Source organism: Ectopseudomonas toyotomiensis, assembly GCF_900115695.1.
Lineage (GTDB): Bacteria > Pseudomonadota > Gammaproteobacteria > Pseudomonadales > Pseudomonadaceae > Aquipseudomonas > Aquipseudomonas toyotomiensis.
In genome coordinates this window covers 199,892-218,953 of record NZ_FOXK01000005.1, presented here as the reverse complement: position 1 = coordinate 218,953, position 19,062 = coordinate 199,892, and the positions used below count along the sequence as shown (strand labels likewise).

The window sequence follows — 19,062 nt, the reverse complement described above, 5'->3', positions numbered from 1 at the left end:
AGCGCGAAGACGATCAGCCGAAGAACCAGTAGCACACACCGATGGCGGCGATGATTCCGGCCGCATCGGCGATCAGGGCGCAGCCCACGGCATGGCGGGCGCGCTGCAGGCCGACCGCGCCAAAGTACACCGCCAGCACGTAGAAGGTAGTCTCGGTACTGCCCTGCACCGTGGCCGCAACCAGCGCCGGAAAGCTGTCGACGCCGAAGTTCTCCATGGTTTCGATCAGCATGGCGCGTGCGGCACCACCGGAGAAGGGTTTCATCAGCGCAGTGGGCAGGGCGTCGACGAAACGGGTATCCCAGCCCAGCGCTTCGATCAGCCAGCGAATGCCGTCGAGGCCGAAATCCAGCGCGCCGGATGCGCGCAGCACGCCGATGGCGCAGAGCATGGCGACCAGATAGGGCAGCAGACTCTTGGCCACATCGAACCCTTCCTTGGCGCCTTCGATGAAGCTCTCGTACACCGCCACCTTGCGCAGTGCGCCGACCACCAGGAACAGCAGGATCAGGCCGAACAGGGTGAGGTTACCGAGCAGCGATGACAGCGCCGCCAGGGCCGTGGCGCTCATGCCGGCGAGCAAGGCCATGAAGCCGCCCAGCAGCAGCGCGGATGGAATCAGGTAGGCCAGCACTACCGGGTCCCACAGGCGCAGGCGCTGCATCACTGACACTGCCAGCAGGCCGGCCAGGGTCGAGGCGCTGGTCGCGAGGAGGATGGGCAGAAACACCAGGGTGGGATCTTCGGCGCCTTGCTGCACGCGGTACATGAAGATCGATACCGGCAGCAGGGTCAGCGATGAGGTGTTGAGTACCAGGAAGAGGATCTGCGCGTTGCTCGCCGTGGTGGCGCTGGGGTTGAGATCCTGCAGGGCGCGCATGGCCTTGAGGCCGATGGGGGTGGCGGCGTTGTCCAGGCCCAGGCCATTGGCGGCGAAGTTCATGCTGATCAGTCCGAGCGCCGGATGGCCCCGTGGCACTTCCGGCATCAGGCGGGCGAACAAGGGGCCCAGAAGGCGTGCGAGCAGATCGACCAGTCCAGCCTTCTCGGCGATGCGCAGCAACCCCAACCACAGCGTCAGAGTGCCGAACAGCACCACCATCAGCTCCACCGAGAGCTTGGCCATGGCGAACAGGCTTTCGACCATGGCGCCAAACACCGTGGCGTCGCCGCCGATCAGCCAGCGTGCCAGAGCTGCAGCGGCTCCCAGCAGAAAAAAGCTCAGCCACAGGCCATTGAGCATTGCAATCCCCCTAGATTGGCCGGCGACGCCTTCCTTGGTGTCCTTCTCCCTGCGGGAAAGGTGGCGCGAAGCGCCGGATGAAGGAGGGCATGCCGTTATGGCGGGGGATGATAACGTGCCGGCAGTATCTATGGGACAGCCGGTAAACTGTCGTCACTCAATACCAGTTTGGATCGCTGCGCAGCTGTTCCATCAGCATCTGCTGGACCTCCTCGTCCGGGTCGCCCAACCAGCGCAGGCTGGCGTGTTCACTGGGCGCGCGATCCTCGGGCAGACCATCGGGCACCTGCAAGTACAGGGCATAGGCTTCGTCGTCTTCCCATTCGAAGGCGACATAGGCGCGCTGTCCGAAACATCTGTGCGCTTCGCAGATCTGGCCGACCAGATAGCGATCACTGTCGGCTTCCACTGCCTGCATGGGGGTAGAAAGGCCGCTGAGATTGATCAGCCAGTCCGGCAGGCGCTCTTCATCCTTTACCAGGTCCTGCCAGGCTTGGCGGTACTCGTCGTTGCTGGTCAGCAACTCGCCTGGATGGAAACTGGTGTCGCGGTCGGCGGCCTGAGCCGCCAGGGCGCCGCCCATCAGCAGGGCGGCAGCAATGGCGTGAATCGACTGCATCTATCTCTCCCTAAAGACGCGGGCGGCGGCCCATGACGAACGAGACGATGAACAGCACCAGGAACACCACGAATAGGATCTTGGCGATACCTGCAGCAGTGCCGGCGATACCACCGAAGCCCAATACTGCAGCGATGATGGCGATGATCAGGAAAGTGACTGCCCAACTAAGCATGATGTTTCTCCTCGATGGATCAGTGGGTAATGGCCCAGGCAGGCCAGGGGTCTTGCGCGTTGCTCGGGTCCTGAGGCTGGGGCGCAGCGCCCGTGGGCAGCTCCAGCTCGGCGGTATTGCGGCTCGCGCACAGGGTCTGGCCAATCAGTACAACGCTGGCGAGCGTCAGGCTGAGCAGAAGCAGCAAGGTGGCGAGCACCAGAGCAACTATCCACATGGCGATTCTCCTGTTGCGTTGGAGGCGAATAGCTCGGGTTCGTGGCATATCCGTCTCTTCCTTGTTCTGCATTGCAACCGGTGCATGACCGGTCACCCACTGGGAACATTGCAGCACCCGTGCCAGACTTTTTGTTTTTATAAAAACCTTTTAAATCATTGGCTTATGTTTTCTATAAGGTCTTGGGAGGCAGGCATACTGCCCGAACGAGGTTTGCCCGGTCGTGCGTTTTGCCCGACCCGGCATGGGTTGTGACGTTTTACGCCCCGCCAGAGTGGTCGCTCGTCGACTGCACAGTCGGTATACTCGCTGCGCCCGTGTGCCATGCGGGTTCCGCGCCCAGAACAACAACCGCGCCGCGAGTCTCGAACCGATGAACGACTACGAACAGGAAGACCCGATTCCCCAGGGTGACCTCGCCCTGCAGATCACTGCGTTGCCGCGCGAGACCAATGGTTTCGGTGATATCTACGGTGGCTGGCTGGTATCGCAGATGGATCTCGCCGGCACTGCGATGGCGAGCAAGGTTGCAGGTGGCCGCGTGGCGACCGTCGCCATCGATCGCATGGCCTTTCTGGTACCGGTATCGGTAGGTGCTCAGCTCTCGTTCTACACCCAGGCACTGGAGATCGGCCGCAGTTCGATTCAGATGATGGTCGAGGTGTGGAGCGACGATCCGCTGTCCAACGAGTGGCGCAAGGTCACCGAAGCGGTATTCGTGTTCGTCGCCATCGATGGTAGTGGCCGCACTCGTCCGGTCCCGCCGCGACGCTGAGACCGCAACGAATGCCTTGGCCTGAGCTGACAAGGGCTTGAGCCACCCGCCGTCAATTGCTGCGTCTCAGCGATCAGACGCTACAGGGCTGTATCCACGCTATTTCCCGGGGTTGTAACGGCCCGCTAGTCGTAGGGCACCCAACCATGGGCCAGGGCGTGCTTGAGCAGGTCCACCGGCTTGTCGATAGCCAGTTTGCGCCTGATGCTCAGGCGATGGGTTTCGACGGTGCGTACGCTGATATGCAGGGTGCGGGCCATGACCTTGTTGTTAAGGCCTTGGGCGAGCATCAGCAGCACCTCGCGTTCGCGCGGCGTCAGCTCCTCTTCGCTCGGAGCCGGCTTGACCAGCTTGCGTGCGATATCGCCGCTGTAGAAGCTGCCACCGGCGGCAATGGCTTCGATAGCCGCGACGATTTCGCGGGAAGGCGCTTCCTTCAGAACGTAGCCACTGGCGCCAACCGCCAGCGAGCTGCTCACATACTCCTGATTGTCATACATGCTCAGCATTAGCACCTTTATGGCCGGGTAACGCTCGCGCAACTGTCGGGTCAGCTCCAGCCCATTGATGTCGCGCAAGCCAACATCCATTAGCAGGATGTCGACTTGGGTGCTCTGTATCAGGTCGAATGCCTCGGCACCGCTGCCCGCCTCCCCGACGACCTCGAAATGAGGCACCACCTCGAGCAGTGCTCGAATACCTTCGCGCACCAGGGCATGGTCATCTATCAGGGCAATTCGTATGGCAGCGGTCATTCGTGCGTGCTCTTGTTGTTTTGGTTGCTTCGGTCGAGAGGGCTAGGTTGTTGACAGCGGCAGCGTCACCATCAGCTCCGTGTGGCCGGGTTGTGATGTAAGGGCGAAGCGCCCGCCAAAATGTTCGACACGCTGACGGATGTTGCGTAGGCCGATACCTCCAGTGAGGGTGTCGAAATGCCGGGAGCTGAAACCGACGCCGTCGTCACGAACCCGCAAGCGTACCCGTCGTGCCCTGCCGTCGAGGCTAATGGCAACGGTGTTCGCCTGCGCATGGCGCTCGATGTTGGTCAGCGCTTCTTGCAGAATCCTGAACAGCGCAACCGCCATCCCATCGGTGAGTAATATATCGCCCAGGTCATTCCTGTAGTCGATCAGCAGGCCGCTGCGTTGCTCGAACTCGGCAACCAGCTGACCAATCGCTGCGGGCAGGCCAAGGGTGTCGAGCAGCGAGGGGTGCAGGTCGTGAGAAATCCGCCGTACTTCGCCAATAGCACCTGCTAGCCGCTCGGTGCCTTTGTATAGCGTTTCCAGGCCCTGATCATTGCCTGATGCAAGTTCAAGGCTGGCCAATTCGAACTGGAACTTGATCGAGGCAAGCAGCTGGCTGATGCCATCGTGGAGTTCACGCGAAACCCGCGAGCGTTCCTCTTCCTGCAGGTTGACGATGCGTTGGGTGAGCAACTGCAGCTTGCGATCAGCCAGGCGATGCTCGCTGAGGTTCAGCGCCAGGCCGCCGACGAATACCAGCAACACCGCGACCAGGGCCAGACCGGCAATCGCCAGCATGGTGGCGTGGATGCCATTGGAGGCCTCGTCATGCACCTGGGCAATCGCCTGGTCGACGTCCTCCAGGTAAATCCCTGTGCCAAGCATCCAGCCCCAGCGCTCGAGCATAACCACATAGGCCAGCTTGTCGGTCACCTCGCCGGTCGATGGTTTCTGCCAGGCGTAAAGCTGGAAGCCGTCGCCGTTGTGCGCGCTTTGCATCAGGGCTTGAATGACCAGTAGGCCGCGAGGGTCGGTCATGTTCCATAGATCCTGACCGACCAGCTCACCCTGACGCGGGTGCATCAGGTTGCGCCCGTTGCTTTCATAAACGAAGAAGTAACCATCGCTGCCGAAGCTGATTCTGGCCAGCACTCCCAGCACCTGTTGTTTGATCTCGGCATCGTCGCGGCCGCTTTCGTACAACGGCGAAATGATGCTCAGGGCCATCTCGACATAGTGTTTGAGCTCGACGCGCTTGCTCGCCAGGATGCTGTCTTCGATCAGGCGCGCCTGTTGTTCGCCCAGGCGCTGGTTCTGGAAGAACACCAGAACGCAGACCACCGCCACGGCCAGCAGCAACGGCAGCACGCTGAGTGCGACTATCTTGTGTTTGAGCTGCATGGGTCAGGTCATTCCAGAAAGAACACAGCCAACTGAATGCGAAATTGGCGTAGCAGAGTACCTGGGTCATCGCCGAGTCTGGCGGGTCCGAGAGGCGTTGGCCTGACTCGCCTGCCCAGTGGCATGAAACGGCGCATCGCATCCATGTGTCTTCGGGGGCGTGTCTGCAGGCAGTCGATCATACCCGGATTTTCAGCGTGCTTTGTGGCGTGCGGCTGGCCGAGACGCGCACTTCGTCGGCGATCAGGGCAGATCCGCGACGGCTCTCACTTGACGCGTTGAGTGCTGGAGACATCCATGAGCTGGTGAAGGCGAGGTGTCATCTGACTGAATGGGCGCAATCGCTTCTGCTGCGTAGTCTGTTGGCCAAGTGGGACTGGCCGCGCATGAAGCGGCTGGGTTGGCATACAGCGAATCGAGTTGAGAAATCGCTCGATTTGCTGCGAGCGGTACGGACACCGGTCACCTGCCTTGGGTCAAACCGAAGACCCGGTGATTTCACCGGGTCTTCGATATTCACCAGGCTAGGCGAACGGCTCGCAGTGCGATGCCGACATTTTCGTGGCTCGGGAATCAGCCACGGATGTTGTAGATGTCCTTCTCGTTGCTTTCCGCGTATTCGTACAGGCGCTTGAGGTAGGCCTTCTGGTGTTCCCACACCTTGGTTGCTGCCGGGTCGGCCGCTGCGCTGGCATCGACCACCTCGGCCGCCACTTCCTTCAGGCGCGCCAGGACTTCATCCGGCAAGCGGCGAACTTCCACGCCGTCGGCCTTGAGTTGCTCCATGGCTTCCATGTTCTTGGCGTTGTAGTCGTCGAGCATGTCGCCGTTGACGTCACGGGCGGCTGCGCGAACGATGGCCTGCAGGTCTGGCGGCAGGGTTTCCCAGGCCTTGATGTTGACGTCCAGTTCGAACAGCACGCTCGGCTCCTGCCAGCCCGGGGTGTAGTAGTACTTGGCTGCTTTGTGCAGGCCGAGGGCCAGGTCATTGTATGGGCCGATCCACTCGGTGGCGTCGATGGCGCCAGTCTGCATGGCAGTGAAGATTTCACCGGCCGGCATGTTGACCACGGTGCCGCCCATCTTGGTCAGCACTTCGCCGCCCAGGCCTGGGGTGCGCATCTTCAGACCTTTGAAGTCGTCGACCGAGTTCATTTCCTTGTTGAACCAGCCGGCGGTCTGCACGCCGGTGTTGCCACAGGCCATCGGCAGCACGCCGAATGGTTTGTAGACCTCTTCCCACAGCTGCTGACCACCACCGCGGTGCAGCCAGGCGTTCATTTCCTGGGCGTTGGGGCCGAATGGCGAGGCGCAGAAGAACTGCGCAGCCGGGACTTTGCCTTTCCAGTAATACGGTGCGCCGTGACCCATCTCGGCGGTACCGCGGGAGACCGCATCGAACACTTCCAGTGCCGGTACCAGTTCACCTGCTGCGTACACCTTGACCTTCAGGCGGCCGTTACTCATTTCGTCGACCAGCTTGGCGAAGCGCTCGGCCCCGACGCCGACGCCCGGGAAGTTCTTTGGCCAGGAGGTGACCATTTTCCAGTTGAAGGTCTGAGCACTCGAACCCTCTTGGGGTGCTGCGGCGCTCTTGGAATCTTCTTTACAGCCAGCCAGTGCGGTTGCTGCAAGGCCTACGCCCGCTGCGGCGAGTATGTCGCGACGTTTCATGCAATGCTCCTTGTTGTTGTACTAGTTACCCGAACACCAGGATCGCCAGTATTCGGAGCGTTCTGACTATCATAGGCAGTAGCATCACTCAAGCGCAGCGACTACGTACGTAGTATTGCGGGTTGCGACGCTCTTGAGCGGCCCCCTAGAATCCCGAGCCCCTTGGCTATAAAAATAAGGTCCTGCCATGCCCAATCTCCCCCCTTTACTCGGGTTGGCACGCTTCATCGATGCGTGCAACGCCCTATTCGGCAAGGCCTGCGCCTGGCTGACGGTATTTTTGGTGATCGGTACCGCCATCGTCGTGGTACTGCGTTACGGTTTCGGTATCGGTGCGACAGCCCTGCAGGAAGCGGTGCTTTACGCTCACGCACTGGTGTTCATGGGCGCGGCGGCCTGGGTGCTGCAACGCAACGGACACGTGCGCGTGGATATCTTCTACCAGAAGTTCAGCGGCCGCCGTCAGGCGCTGGTGGAGATTTTCGGTAACCTGCTGTTCCTGCTGCCGGTCGCGCTGTTCCTCGGCTGGGCCAGCTGGGACTACGTCAGCAATGCCTGGTCAACGCTCGAAGCCTCCAGCGAGTCCGGCGGCCTCAAGTTCGTCTATCTGCAGAAAAGCATCATCCTGGTGCTGGTCATCAGCCTGGTACTGCAAGGTATTTCCAATCTGATCAAGGCGCTCTACGTCTTCAGCGGTCGCCTGCCGGCTCCGGAGGTGAAACATGGCTGAGTTGATGGCGATTCTGCTGTTCGTCAGTATTTGCGTGGCCTTGATGGCCGGCTTCCCGGTGGCGTTCACCCTGGCCGGCGTTTCCCTGCTGTTCGCCGCTATCGGTGTTGTCACGGGCACCTTCGACCCCGGTTACCTCAGCGCCCTGCCGAACCGCCTGTTCGGCATCATGAACAACCAGACCATGCTTGCCGTGCCGTTGTTCGTGTTCATGGGCGTGATGCTGGAACGTTCACGGGTGGCCGAGGACTTGCTCGAGTCCATGTCGCGCCTGTTCGGCACCCTGCGTGGCGGCCTGGCAATTTCCGTGTGCGTGGTCGGCGCTCTGCTGGCTGCTTCTACCGGTATCGTCGGTGCCACCGTGGTGACCATGGGCCTGCTGGCGCTGCCGACCATGCTGCGTCGCGGTTACGATCCGGCCATTTCCACCGGGACTCTGGCCGCCACCGGCACCCTGGGTCAGATCATCCCGCCGTCCATCGTGCTGGTGCTGCTGGGTGACGTGATGTCCAGCGCCTATCAGCAGGCGCAGTTGAAGATGGGCATCTTCTCGCCGAAGACCGTATCGGTCGGCGACCTGTTCGTCGGTGCGCTGATTCCCGGGCTGCTGCTGGTTGGCCTGTACATCGTCTACATCATCGCCGTGGCCATCTTCCAGCCGAAGAAACTGCCGGCGTTGCCGCAGGAGGAACTGGGTCCGATCGAGTGGGGCAAACTGGGCAAGGCGCTGATTCCGCCGCTGATCCTGATTGGCGCGGTGCTGGGCTCGATCCTCGCCGGTTATGCCACGCCTACCGAGGCTGCTGCATTGGGTGCCGTGGGCGCCATGTTGCTGGCCTTCAGCAAGGGCAAGCTGAACTTCGGCCAGCTCAAGGAAGTGGCCTACGGCACCACCGAAATCAGTGCCATGGTCTTCATGATCCTGATCGGTGCTTCGCTGTTCTCCCTGGTGTTCCGCGGCTTCGGTGGCGAGGCATTGATCGAGGACGTGTTCGCCCAGTTGCCAGGCGGCGTGCTGGGTGCGTTCTTCCTGGTGATGGTGGTGATCTTCCTGCTCGGCTTCATTCTCGACTTCATCGAGATCACCTTCGTGGTGGTACCGATCGTCGGGCCGGTGCTGCTGGCCATGGGCCTCGATCCGATCTGGCTCGGCGTGATGATCGCACTGAACCTGCAAACGTCCTTCCTCACTCCGCCATTCGGCTTCGCCCTGTTCTACCTGCGTGGCGTGACGCCGGCGAGCATTCCCACCAGCACCATCTACAAGGGTGTCGTGCCGTTCATCCTGATCCAGATTCTGCTGCTGGTAATCGCCTACATGTTCCCCGGGCTGATTACCTGGCTGCCGGAGCAGGTCTACGGCAAGTAAGCATCGCTGGCCTGGTTTGGCAAAACGCCCGTCCTTGTGATGGGCGTTTTGCTTTTTGCGTTGTCACACTATCTGTCATCTATCTCAGCGAGAGGTCGTCATGAGCACCGCCCAAGTCGAACGCGTGGAACTGGATCAATTGGTCTGCTGGCGCATCCGTGCCGCTGACAGCGAATTGCTGGTGGCCCAGCAGGGGGCGCAGGTTCTCAGTTACCAGCAGGGCGAGCAGCCGCCGCTGATCTGGCTAAGCCCGGATGCGGCCTACCAGCGCGGTCAAAGTGTGCGTGGTGGTGTGCCGGTCTGCTGGCCCTGGTTCGGTGACCTGCGGCGCAATCCGCAGGCCGTACAGGCGCACTATCATCAGGAGCAGGCGCCGGCCCACGGCCTGGTGCGAGCGCTGGACTGGGAGCTGCTGGGCATCGACGAGGAGGACGATACCGTCACTCTGCGCTTTGTCTATGACACGCGTACTCAGCCGCTGGAGGGCTGGCCCAGGGACGTCGGCCTGACTTTCGTCGTGCGTCTGGCGCAGGATCTCAGCATGAGCCTGGAAACCCACAATCGCGGTGACACGCCCCTGACCCTGAGCCAGGCGCTGCACAGCTACTTCGCCGTCAGCGACGTGCGCCAGGTCAGCGTCGAGGGGCTGCAGGCCTGTCGCTACATCGACACCCTGATGGACTGGCAGGAGCTGCGTCAGCAGGACGAACTGGGATTCAGCGCCGAGACGGATCGCATCTACCTCGATACCCCTGCGCGGCTAAGTATCGTCGACCCCGGCTGGGGCCGGCGCATCCATCTGGATGCCCGTGGTTCGCGTTCGGCCGTGCTGTGGAATCCCTGGATCGACAAGGCCAAGCGCCTCTCGCAATTTCCCGACGACGCCTGGCAGAACATGCTCTGCATCGAGACGGCCAATGTGCTGGAGGATGTCGTGCAGCTGAAAGCCGACGAGCGGCATCGTCTGGAGCTGCGCCTGTCCAGCGAGCCTCTGGTGAGCTGACAGGCGCTGAGCTGGCCGGCTGCCCTGGCATAAAGCCCGCTCTCTGGACAGTGGCTGGCATCACAAAAAATAATATCAATGCGCCAGCAAGTGTGATGCGCCACTAATTTGCTAGTAAGTGATTTCTTACAACTATCCAAGGACTTATCTGAAACGCAAAACATCGATAACAACTTGTCCTGAGTGCGAGACAAATAATCGGCACTGGCGTTCCGGTAATAATTTGAAAGATGTCGACGAATGTTAGGCGTTTCACACTTTGGGCGGTTGCTCACCTCCGGTCATGGGGCTAGGATGCCCGACTTATAAGGATCTTGCGCAATTTGTTGCACAAACAACTGCGCAAAAAGTTGCGCACTGCGATGTTTTCTCTAAGCCATAGTGGCGATATGAGGTTTCGCGGAAGTTGCCCACTTTAATAGTCGAGTCATGGAATGACGTACTCCAGCAAGCTCACCGCTCATTATCTCAATCTGGCCAAATCCCCTATTAATGAAGGGAACTTTGCCGGTGAAGACGTACGTTATTCCAGCGAATACGAAATGCTGGAAACCGAGCTGGGCAAGGCCTCGTCGCTGCATGAAACCGGCGCTATCGACTGGCAGAAGGTACGCGAGGGCAGCGAGAACCTGCTGACCACCCAGTCCAAGGATTTGCGCGCCGCCACCTGGCTGACCTGGGGGTTGTTCCAACGTGAATCCTTCGCCGGCCTGCAGGCCGGTCTGAACCTGCTGCACTACCTCTGCGAATACCACTGGCACGAGCTGCACCCGCGCAAGGCGCGGACCCGCACCGCCGCCATCAACTGGCTGCTGCCGCGCCTGGAGCAGGCGCTGGCCGAACACGTGCCGATCAGCGAACAGCTGCCGCTGTTTCGCCGTCTGGCCGAACACCTGCACGGTCTGGAAGCCGCCCTGTCGAGCCACCTCGGCGAGGACTCGCCGCTGCTGCTGCCGCTGTGCCGTCGACTCGACGAGCAGATCAAGCGCGCCAGCCAGGGCCAGGCCGAGCCGGGCGCAGTTGGCGCTGCCATCGCCCAGGTCAAGCAAGTCGCTACCCAGATCATCACCGGCAGCGGCCCCATCGAAAACGAGAAGGATGCGCACAAGGCCCTGCGCAGCCAGCAGGACGCCGCTCGCCCGCTGTGCGCCTGGTGGCTGAAGAACAAGGCCACCGACCTCAAGCCGCTGCGCCTGGCGCGCACCCTGCTGTGGCTGCCCATCGAGTCCCTGCCCGAGCGCAATGCCGAACAGATCACCGCCCTGCGTGGCTTGCCGGCCGACAAGCTGGCCTCGTACAAGGAGCGCTTCGCCCAGGGCGCCTACGCCGATCTGCTCGCCGATCTGGAAGCCAGCATCGCTCGCGCGCCGTTCTGGCTCGACGGCCAGCGCCTGGTCTGGGAGTGCCTGCAGGAGCTCAAGGCCGAACAGGCCATGCGCGAGGTGGAAATCCAGTTCGCCCTGTTCCTGCAGCGCGTTCCCGGTCTGGACGAGCTGCGTTTTCACGACGGTGTGCCCTTCGCCGACGCCGAAACCCGTGTCTGGATCGGCGCCCACGTGCTGCCACACCTGCAGGCGCCGGAAGTGGAGAAGAAGCCAGTTGCCAGCGAGCAGGGCGCCACACCGCCCTGGGAGGAAGCCCTGCAGCAGGTGCTACCCGGTCTGCGCAAGGACGGCCTGAAGGCCGCCGTGCAACAGCTCAAGCAAGGCATGTCGCGTGCCCGTGGCGGCCGCGAACGTTTCTTCTGGCAACTGACCCTGGCCCGCCTGTGCTTCGCCGCGAAGAAGTACGACCTGGCCAAGACCCAACTCGAATCGCTCGACCAGACGCTGCAAGCCACCGGTCTCGGCGAGTGGGAACCCGATCTCGCCCTGGATGTGCTGCGTTTGCTGCACAACTGCTGCGAGCTCCTGCCGCAGAACCATGCGGTGCGCGACAGCAAGGACGAGATCTATCGCAGGTTGTGCCACCTCGACCTCGAGGTGGTGCTGGAGTAAGGCGCCAACACGCCCAATCAAGGCCTCCGGGCCAATCAACGCAAAGGAGAACACCCATGGCCAAAGAAGGCTCGGTAGCCCCCAAGGAACGCATCAACGTCACTTTCAAACCCGCCACTGGCGGTGCCCAGGAAGAAATCGAACTACCCCTGAAGCTCATGGTGCTCGGCGATTTCACCCAGCGTGCCGACGATCGCAAGATCGAAGACCGCAAGCCCATCAGCATCGACAAGAACAGCTTCGACGAAGTGCTGGCCAAGCAGGAACTGAACCTGACCTTCGCCGTGCCGAACCGTCTGCAGGACGAAGAGACCGACGACGAGCTGGCCGTACAGCTGAAGATCAACTCCATGAAGGACTTCAATCCGGCCAACCTGGTCGATCAGGTGCCGGAACTGAAGAAACTGATGGAGCTGCGCGACGCTCTGGTCGCCCTCAAAGGCCCGCTGGGCAACGCCCCGGCTTTCCGCAAGGCCATCGAGAGCGTGCTCTCCGACGACGACTCGCGCGACCGCGTGCTCGGCGAACTGGGCCTGGCCGCCCAAGGCAAGCTCGATTCCTGATTCTCACTGACAAGGACGCATATTCATGAGCACGACTAGCGCAGCAGTAGAAGGTGGCCGTAGCGCCGCCGACCTCGGCATCCTCGACCGCATTATCGCGGAAACCAAGCTGACTCCGGACGACGAAGCCTACGACATCGCCAAGCGTGGTGTGTCGGCCTTCATCGAAGAGCTGCTCAAGCCGCAGAACGAAAACGAGCCGGTGAAGAAGGCCATGGTCGACCGCATGATCGCGGAGATCGACGCCAAGCTCAGCCGGCAGATGGACGAAATCCTCCACCACGAGCAGTTCCAGGCCCTGGAATCCTCCTGGCGTGGCCTCAAGCTGCTGGTGGACCGCACCAACTTCCGCGAGAACATCAAGCTGGAGATCCTCAACGCCTCCAAGCAGGATCTGCTCGATGACTTCGAAGACAGCCCGGAAATCGTTCAGTCCGGCCTTTACAAGCACATCTACACCGCCGAATACGGCCAGTTCGGTGGCCAGCCGGTCGGTGCCCTGATCGCCAACTACTTCTTCGATCCGAGCGCTCCGGACGTCAAGACCCTGCAGTACGTCGCTTCGGTGGCCTGCATGTCCCACGCTCCGTTCATCGCCGCCGCCGGCCCGAAATTCTTCGGCCTGGAGACCTTCACCGGCCTGCCGGATCTGAAGGATCTGAAAGACCACTTCGAAGGTCCGCAATTCACCAAGTGGCAGAGCTTCCGCGAGCAGGAAGATGCCCGTTACGTCGGCCTCACCGTACCGCGCTTCCTGCTGCGCAACCCGTATGACCCGGAAGACAACCCGGTGAAGACCTTCGTATACAAGGAAAATGTGGCCAACAGTCACGAGCACTACCTGTGGGGCAACACCGCCTACGCCTTCGCCAGCCGTCTGACCGACAGCTTCGCCAAGTTCCGCTGGTGCCCGAACATCATCGGCCCGCAGAGCGGTGGCGCGGTGGAAGACCTGCCGCTGCACCACTTCGAGAGCATGGGAGAGATCGAGACCAAGATCCCTACCGAGGTGCTGGTTTCCGACCGTCGCGAATATGAACTTGCGGAAGAAGGCTTTATCGCCCTGACCATGCGCAAGGGTAGCGACAACGCCGCGTTCTTCTCCGCCAACTCGGCGCAGAAGCCGAAATTCTTCGGCATCAGCGAAGAAGGCAAGACCGCCGAGCTGAACTACAAGCTGGGCACCCAGCTGCCGTACATGTTCATCGTCAACCGTCTGGCCCACTACCTGAAAGTGCTGCAGCGTGAGCAGATCGGCGCCTGGAAGGAGCGTACCGACCTCGAGCTGGAACTGAACAAGTGGATCCGCCAGTACGTGGCCGACCAGGAGAACCCCAGCTCCGAAGTGCGTAGCCGTCGCCCGCTGCGCGCCGCCCAGGTCATCGTCAGCGATGTCGAAGGCGAGCCGGGCTGGTACCGCGTCAGCCTGAACGTGCGCCCGCACTTCAAGTACATGGGTGCCGACTTCACCTTGTCGCTGGTCGGCAAGCTGGACAAGGAGTAAGCACGCATGGCCTACGGCAGCCTGTTCGAGCGCCTCGGTGGCGAGGTCGGCCAACGTGCCGGCTGGAGCCGCGAGGTCGCCGCCATGGCCTCGGTGGCTGCCCATCTGGCCAAGATGCTCAGCACCCGTGCGGGCAGCGTGCAAACGCTGCCCGACTACGGGTTGCCCGATTTGAACGATATGCGCCTGTCGCTGCACGACTCATTGCAGCAGGCGCGTATCGCCATCGAACGCTTCATCGAAGCGTACGAACCACGACTGACCCAGGTGCGCGTGATTTCCCTGCCGCGCACTCATGACCCTTTGCGTCAGGCCTTCGCCATCAACGCCATGCTGGAAATGGACGGTATCAAGCGTCAGGTCAGTTTCTCCGCGAGCCTGGATGGCAGCGGTCAGGTCAACGTCAACCCTGGAGCGTCACATGTCCGGTAAACCCGCCGCCCGCCTGAGCGATCCCACTGCCTGCCCGATCCCCGGCCACGGTACCAACCCGATCGCCGCCGGCTCGCCCGACGTGCTGTTCGACAGCCTGCCCGCTGCGCGCATGGGCGATGCCTCCGCCTGCGGCGGCGCCATGGCCGGCGCGGTGATTCCCACCGTGCTGATCAACGGTAAACCAGCGGCGGTGGTGGGCTCGGTGGGGAGCCACGGCAATGTGGTGGTGAGTGGGTCGGGCACTGTGTTGATCGGTACGAGTGGGGGTGGGGCGGCGTTCAGCCCGGTTGCGCCGCTGTCGCTGGTGGCTGCTGCAGCTAGCGTCATCAATGTTCTGGTGCCTCCGGCTCAAGCGGCCGAAGAGCGCGCGCTGGATTACACCATTGCTTTGCAGCGTGGAGGCAATCGTATGCTCACGCCTCTGCGGATTCCCGATTACGAGGAGATTGGACAAGGCACAACGAACAATCGAGAGACCATCGATTTCCAGATCCATAACCGCAAACAGCCGGCCGATAGCCTGACCCTGGAGGTATACGATGGCGAGACGCTGCTCCATAGCGAAGCGGATACAGCGGCGCTGCTTCCGACAGGTGAGCACCAGTGGCAGTGGGACGGCTACGACCGATCTGGCGTTCTCGATACTCGTGTTTTGAAAAGCCCCAACCTGCTTGTGCGTCTGACCGTGAAGAAAGGTGCTGAAGAGCAGGTATCGGAGCTGCGGCTGGACAATACCGCTGCAGCCGCACCGTGGGTCGATACCCGCGTTGATCGCAACGCTGGCTCCGTCGAGATCACCCTGCGCCTCAGCTTCTCCGATGGTGGTGTATCCGGCAGGAACAACCAATTGACGGCCCGCACATTCGATGAGCTGAAGGTATTGGCCAAGGCGGGGGTCGAATACTACTGGTCGCGTGAGGGCAGTCGTGCAGGCGGCATCGACAAGCCGATTCAGACAGCCAAAGGCGCGTTTCAGGTGAAGGTCATCGCTGATGTGAATGCCAAGCCCAGCGCCAAGAATTTCCCGCTCATTGCTTCAATCGGTGATGACTTCGGTCGTTCCACTAGCTTCGCGATGTTCAAAAAAATTTACCACAACTTGGGCATGTGGGCGGCTGCCAACTATCCCGCCAATTTTGCCGATGAGGATTTCGCGCACACCGCTGCGCATGAGGTGGGTCACCTCATCCTCAACGAGTACGGCGATGGTGGCTTGATACCTGCGTACTCGTGGAGCCACAAGTCGACTTCCACGATCCTCACTCAGGCGCCTGTGGACAATCACCCCATTCCAGCGGCAGGGGAGATAGACCTTATGCATTACCACTCCCACAGCCCACGCAACTACCAGGACTATTGGCAGCGTTCCATCGCCTCGGAGAACGACGTCAAGGGCCTGTTGTGGCTTACCCGGGTGAAATTCGATGACTAAGCACGTGCTGTGTCTACTTTCGATTCTGCTTGCTGGCTGCAGCAGCCAGCCGAAAAGCGTCTTTATCGCCAACTTCGAAAATGTGTGTGGCTACACGGTCGAAGTTTCCACCCATGACTACTCCAACGGAAAAGGCTCATTCCCTGCTGGACAGCGGCTGGCCGCTGACGACTCCATCGAGGTGCTGTCCTACATCGTGTTCAACGAAACACTGGAAGACAGCGTACCAGGCACTTATCGCCTGGATATCGCGGCACATGGCAAGTCGGTATCGCTCGACAAGCAGCGCCTGCTTGCTCATCTGAAGCACTCGCCAATTGAACAAAAAGGCAATGCCATAACGATATGGACGATCAACGACACCTCTCTGTGTCCATAACGGCAATGCGCCCAGGGATGAGCAAACAGCATGTCTTTTAACCACTACTACCAAAGCGAACTCACTGCCCTGCGCCAACTGGGCAAGCGCTTCGCCGAGCGCAGCCCGGCGTTGGCGCCGTTTCTCGGGCAGGCCGGGCGTGACCCGGACGTCGAGCGCCTGCTCGAAGGTTTCGCCTTCCTCACCGGGCGCCTGCGGCAGAAGCTCGACGACGAGCTGCCGGAGCTGACCCATTCGCTGATGCATCTGCTGTGGCCGAACTACATGCGCCCGCTGCCGGCTTTCAGCATGCTGCAGTTCGACCCGCTGACCCGCCCCGGTCCGGCGCTGCCGGTTGGTCGTGGCACGCCAGTGGAAGCCAAGGCCATCGAGGGCGTTACCTGCCGCTTTCGCACTTGCTACCCCACCGAGGTGTTGCCGCTGGCGCTGAGCGGCCTGGACTACTCGGTGAAGGGTGACGGTGCGCTGCTCAGCCTGCGTCTGGCCATGAGCGCCGACGGTCATATCGGCGAGATCGGCCTAAACAAGCTGCGTCTGCACTTGGCGGGGGAGCGTTATATCGGCCAGATGCTCTACCTGGCGCTGCTGCGCAACCTCGGCGGCATCCAGTTAGTGTTGCTCGATGCTGCTGGCAAACCGATGCAGGATGCCTTTGGCCAGACCCTGGGCACGCTGCAGCTCAAGCCCGAGAAGGTGCAGCCGGTGGGTTTCGCCGAAGACGAGGCGTTGATCCCCTACCCGCTGAATACCTTCCGCGGCTACCGCTATCTACAGGAATACTTCGCCTTCCAGGAGAAGTTCCTCTTCGTCGACCTGCTCGGCCTGGAGGCCATTCACAGCTTGCCCGAGGATCTACTCAAGCAGGCGCGCGGCCTGGAGCTACGTTTCGATATTCACAAGGCAGGCGTGCAGCGTATCCGCCCGACCCTGGAAAACGTGCGCCTGTACTGCACGCCGGTGGTCAACCTGTTCCAGCACGACGCCATTCCGATCCGCCTCGATGGCAAGCAGGATCAATACCTGCTGCTGCCGGCCGAGTTCGATTCACAGCATTGCGGTGTGTTCTCGGTGGACCGCGTCACCGGCTGGAAGCCGGGCGGCATGGGCTACGAGGAGTACGTGCCGTTCGAGTCGTTCGAGCATGACCCCAGCTTCGACGTACCGGTGGCGCGCCCGCACTACAGCGTGCGCCAGCAACCCTCGATGCTCGGCGACGGTCTGGAAACCTGGCTCAGCTTCGGCCTGCGCAACCTCGACCAGCACGAGACGCTGTCCATCGAACTGACCTGCACCAACCAGAATCTGCCGCGTCAGCTGCGCCTGGGCGATATCTGCCTGCCCAGCGAGGACACCCCGGATTTTCTCAGCTTCCGCAACATCAGCGCGGTCACCCCGTGCTACGCGCCGCCGCTGCACCGCGACTTCCTGTGGAAGCTGATTTCCAACATGTCGCTGAACTACCTGTCGCTGGCCAACGTCGAGGCGCTCAAGGTGATCCTCGAAACCTACGACCTGCCGCGTTACTACGACCAGCACGCCGAGCGCGTCAGCAAGCGCCTGCTCGGGGGCCTCAAGAATATTGGCCATCGCCACGTCGACCGCCTGCACCGCGGCCTGCCGGTACGCGGCGTACGCACCGAACTGACCATGAACCCGGAAGGGTATCTGGGGGAGGGCGACCTGTTCCTCTTCGCCTCGGTACTCAATGAATTTTTCGCCCTCTACGCCAGCCTCAACAGCTACCACGAGCTGCACGTACAGAGCACACAGGGAGAGTTGTACAAATGGACGCCACGTATGGGGCAGCAGCCCCTGCTCTAACTCGATTGAGCAAAGGCATCCGCGAGTACAGCCTGTTCCAGGCCGTACAGCTGGTGCTGGAGCGCCTCAAGGTTGCCCACCCGCAACTGGATGACGAGCGCCTCTACGAGTACCTGGAGTTCCAGGCCAACCCGAGCCTGGGTTTCCCCGGCAGCGATATCGATCGCGTGCAGTTCTTCGAGGAGCACGGCGAGCTGCGCGCGCGCATGCGCATCAATCTGGTCGGCCTGTTCGGCGGCGGTTCACCATTACCTGCCTTCTACAGCGAGCAGGCTCTGGGCGACAGCGAGGACGGCAACCCGACCCGCGACTTCCTCGACCTGTTCAACAACCGTCTGCAGCGCCTGTTGCTGCCGATCTGGCAGAAGTACCGCTACCGCGCCAGCTTCCAGAGCGGGGCGATGGACGCCTTCTCCGCACACCTGTTCGCTCTGATCGGCCTGGGCAGCGAGCAGATCCGTCAGGCCCAGGAGCTGAACTGGAAGCGCCTGCTGCCCTACCTCGGCCTGCTTAGCCTGCGCGCCCATTCGGCGGCGCTGATCGAGTCGGTGCTGCGTTACTACTTCAAGCACGCCGAGCTGTTCATCGAGCAGTGCCTGGAGCGCCAGGTGGTGGTGCTGGAAGAACAGCGCAACCGCCTCGGCCGCGCCAACAGCCTGCTCGGCGAAGACACCGTACTCGGCGAGCGCGTCCGCGACCGCGGCGGCAAGTTCCGCATCCACGTGCGCCAGCTGGGCTGGACGCGCTTTCACGAGTTCCTGCCGATCGGCACGGGTTACCAGCCGCTCTGCGCGCTGGTGCGCTTCACCCTGCGCGATCCGCTGGACTACGACATCCGCCTGGAGCTGCGTCAGGACGAAATCCGCGACCTGCGCATCGGCGAAGGCAACCCCTGCCTGCTGGGCTGGACCACCTGGCTCGGCCGTGAGAACGCCGACGGTCTGGTCACCCTCGGCAGCAAGATTCATTAAGGACAGAT

19 protein-coding genes are annotated in these 19,062 nt (G+C 61.6%); 12 read left to right on the top strand and 7 right to left on the bottom strand.

The window, feature by feature from the left end; genetic code table 11:
* Positions 1-13 precede the first annotated feature (13 nt).
* The 4 genes from BM186_RS12000 to BM186_RS11985 all read right to left on the bottom strand — a co-directional run bounded on the left by BM186_RS12000 (position 14) and on the right by BM186_RS11985 (position 2,254).
* On the bottom strand, positions 14-1,243 hold the full coding sequence (locus tag BM186_RS12000; RefSeq protein ID WP_072425096.1) for a nucleoside recognition domain-containing protein: 1,230 nt from the start codon (positions 1,241-1,243) through the stop codon (positions 14-16).
* 157 nt (positions 1,244-1,400) lie between these two features.
* Positions 1,401-1,862 (bottom strand): inhibitor of vertebrate lysozyme family protein, encoded by a 462-nt coding sequence (locus BM186_RS11995; protein ID WP_074915507.1) that lies wholly within the window; start codon positions 1,860-1,862, stop codon positions 1,401-1,403.
* Between the two features lie 10 nt (positions 1,863-1,872).
* Entirely contained in the window at positions 1,873-2,037 is a 165-nt protein-coding gene (locus tag BM186_RS11990) for a DUF1328 domain-containing protein (RefSeq protein ID WP_017676339.1), read from the bottom strand.
* 19 nt (positions 2,038-2,056) lie between these two features.
* Positions 2,057-2,254, bottom strand: coding sequence for a hypothetical protein (locus tag BM186_RS11985; protein WP_072425094.1), 198 nt, complete (start codon positions 2,252-2,254; stop codon positions 2,057-2,059).
* Positions 2,255-2,627: 373 nt separating this feature from the next.
* Here BM186_RS11985 and BM186_RS11980 point away from each other — a divergent pair, with 373 nt between their 5' ends.
* Entirely contained in the window at positions 2,628-3,029 is a 402-nt protein-coding gene (locus tag BM186_RS11980; protein WP_064493685.1) for an acyl-CoA thioesterase, read from the top strand.
* Positions 3,030-3,154: 125 nt separating this feature from the next.
* On the opposite strand, the gene BM186_RS11975 is transcribed toward BM186_RS11980, so the two are convergent.
* From BM186_RS11975 to BM186_RS11965, 3 genes are all read right to left on the bottom strand, one after another.
* Positions 3,155-3,784 (bottom strand): response regulator, encoded by a 630-nt coding sequence (locus tag BM186_RS11975; RefSeq protein WP_072425093.1) that lies wholly within the window; start codon positions 3,782-3,784, stop codon positions 3,155-3,157.
* Positions 3,785-3,826: 42 nt separating this feature from the next.
* On the bottom strand, positions 3,827-5,176 hold the full coding sequence (locus BM186_RS11970) for a cache domain-containing protein (protein ID WP_074915506.1): 1,350 nt from the start codon (positions 5,174-5,176) through the stop codon (positions 3,827-3,829).
* A 573-nt stretch (positions 5,177-5,749) separates the two neighbouring features.
* On the bottom strand, positions 5,750-6,850 hold the full coding sequence (locus BM186_RS11965) for a TRAP transporter substrate-binding protein (protein WP_072425091.1): 1,101 nt from the start codon (positions 6,848-6,850) through the stop codon (positions 5,750-5,752).
* A gap of 187 nt (positions 6,851-7,037) precedes the next feature.
* Here BM186_RS11965 and BM186_RS11960 point away from each other — a divergent pair, with 187 nt between their 5' ends.
* From BM186_RS11960 to tssG, 11 genes are all read left to right on the top strand, one after another.
* On the top strand, positions 7,038-7,580 hold the full coding sequence (locus BM186_RS11960) for a TRAP transporter small permease subunit (protein WP_072425090.1): 543 nt from the start codon (positions 7,038-7,040) through the stop codon (positions 7,578-7,580).
* Positions 7,573-8,949 carry a TRAP transporter large permease gene (locus tag BM186_RS11955; protein ID WP_072425089.1) on the top strand — a complete coding sequence of 459 codons (1,377 nt, stop codon included), beginning with the start codon at positions 7,573-7,575 and terminating at the stop codon, positions 8,947-8,949. The genes BM186_RS11960 and BM186_RS11955 overlap by 8 nt, the downstream gene beginning before the upstream one ends.
* Positions 8,950-9,049: 100 nt before the next feature.
* Complete coding sequence (locus tag BM186_RS11950; protein WP_074915504.1) at positions 9,050-9,952, top strand: D-hexose-6-phosphate mutarotase; 903 nt, start codon at positions 9,050-9,052, stop codon at positions 9,950-9,952.
* 434 nt (positions 9,953-10,386) lie between these two features.
* On the top strand, positions 10,387-11,949 hold the full coding sequence (gene tssA / locus BM186_RS11945; protein WP_074915502.1) for a type VI secretion system protein TssA: 1,563 nt from the start codon (positions 10,387-10,389) through the stop codon (positions 11,947-11,949).
* Between the two features lie 56 nt (positions 11,950-12,005).
* Entirely contained in the window at positions 12,006-12,512 is a 507-nt protein-coding gene (gene tssB, locus BM186_RS11940; RefSeq protein ID WP_074915500.1) for a type VI secretion system contractile sheath small subunit, read from the top strand.
* 25 nt (positions 12,513-12,537) lie between these two features.
* The gene (gene tssC / locus BM186_RS11935) at positions 12,538-14,016 is read left to right on the top strand and encodes a type VI secretion system contractile sheath large subunit (protein WP_072425085.1); all 1,479 of its coding nucleotides are present in this window, start codon (positions 12,538-12,540) and stop codon (positions 14,014-14,016) included.
* A 6-nt stretch (positions 14,017-14,022) separates the two neighbouring features.
* Complete coding sequence (gene tssE / locus BM186_RS11930) at positions 14,023-14,448, top strand: type VI secretion system baseplate subunit TssE (RefSeq protein WP_074915498.1); 426 nt, start codon at positions 14,023-14,025, stop codon at positions 14,446-14,448.
* Positions 14,438-15,883: a PAAR domain-containing protein gene (locus tag BM186_RS11925; protein WP_074915496.1), complete on the top strand. Its 1,446-nt coding sequence runs from the start codon at positions 14,438-14,440 to the stop codon at positions 15,881-15,883. Before tssE ends, BM186_RS11925 begins: the two co-directional genes overlap by 11 nt.
* Positions 15,876-16,262: a hypothetical protein gene (locus tag BM186_RS11920; protein ID WP_074915494.1), complete on the top strand. Its 387-nt coding sequence runs from the start codon at positions 15,876-15,878 to the stop codon at positions 16,260-16,262. The genes BM186_RS11925 and BM186_RS11920 overlap by 8 nt, the downstream gene beginning before the upstream one ends.
* A 30-nt stretch (positions 16,263-16,292) precedes the next feature.
* Entirely contained in the window at positions 16,293-18,083 is a 1,791-nt protein-coding gene (tssF, locus tag BM186_RS11915; protein WP_072425079.1) for a type VI secretion system baseplate subunit TssF, read from the top strand.
* Complete coding sequence (tssG, locus tag BM186_RS11910; protein WP_072425078.1) at positions 18,047-19,054, top strand: type VI secretion system baseplate subunit TssG; 1,008 nt, start codon at positions 18,047-18,049, stop codon at positions 19,052-19,054. Before tssF ends, tssG begins: the two co-directional genes overlap by 37 nt.
* The last annotated feature ends 8 nt before the right edge of the window (positions 19,055-19,062 follow it).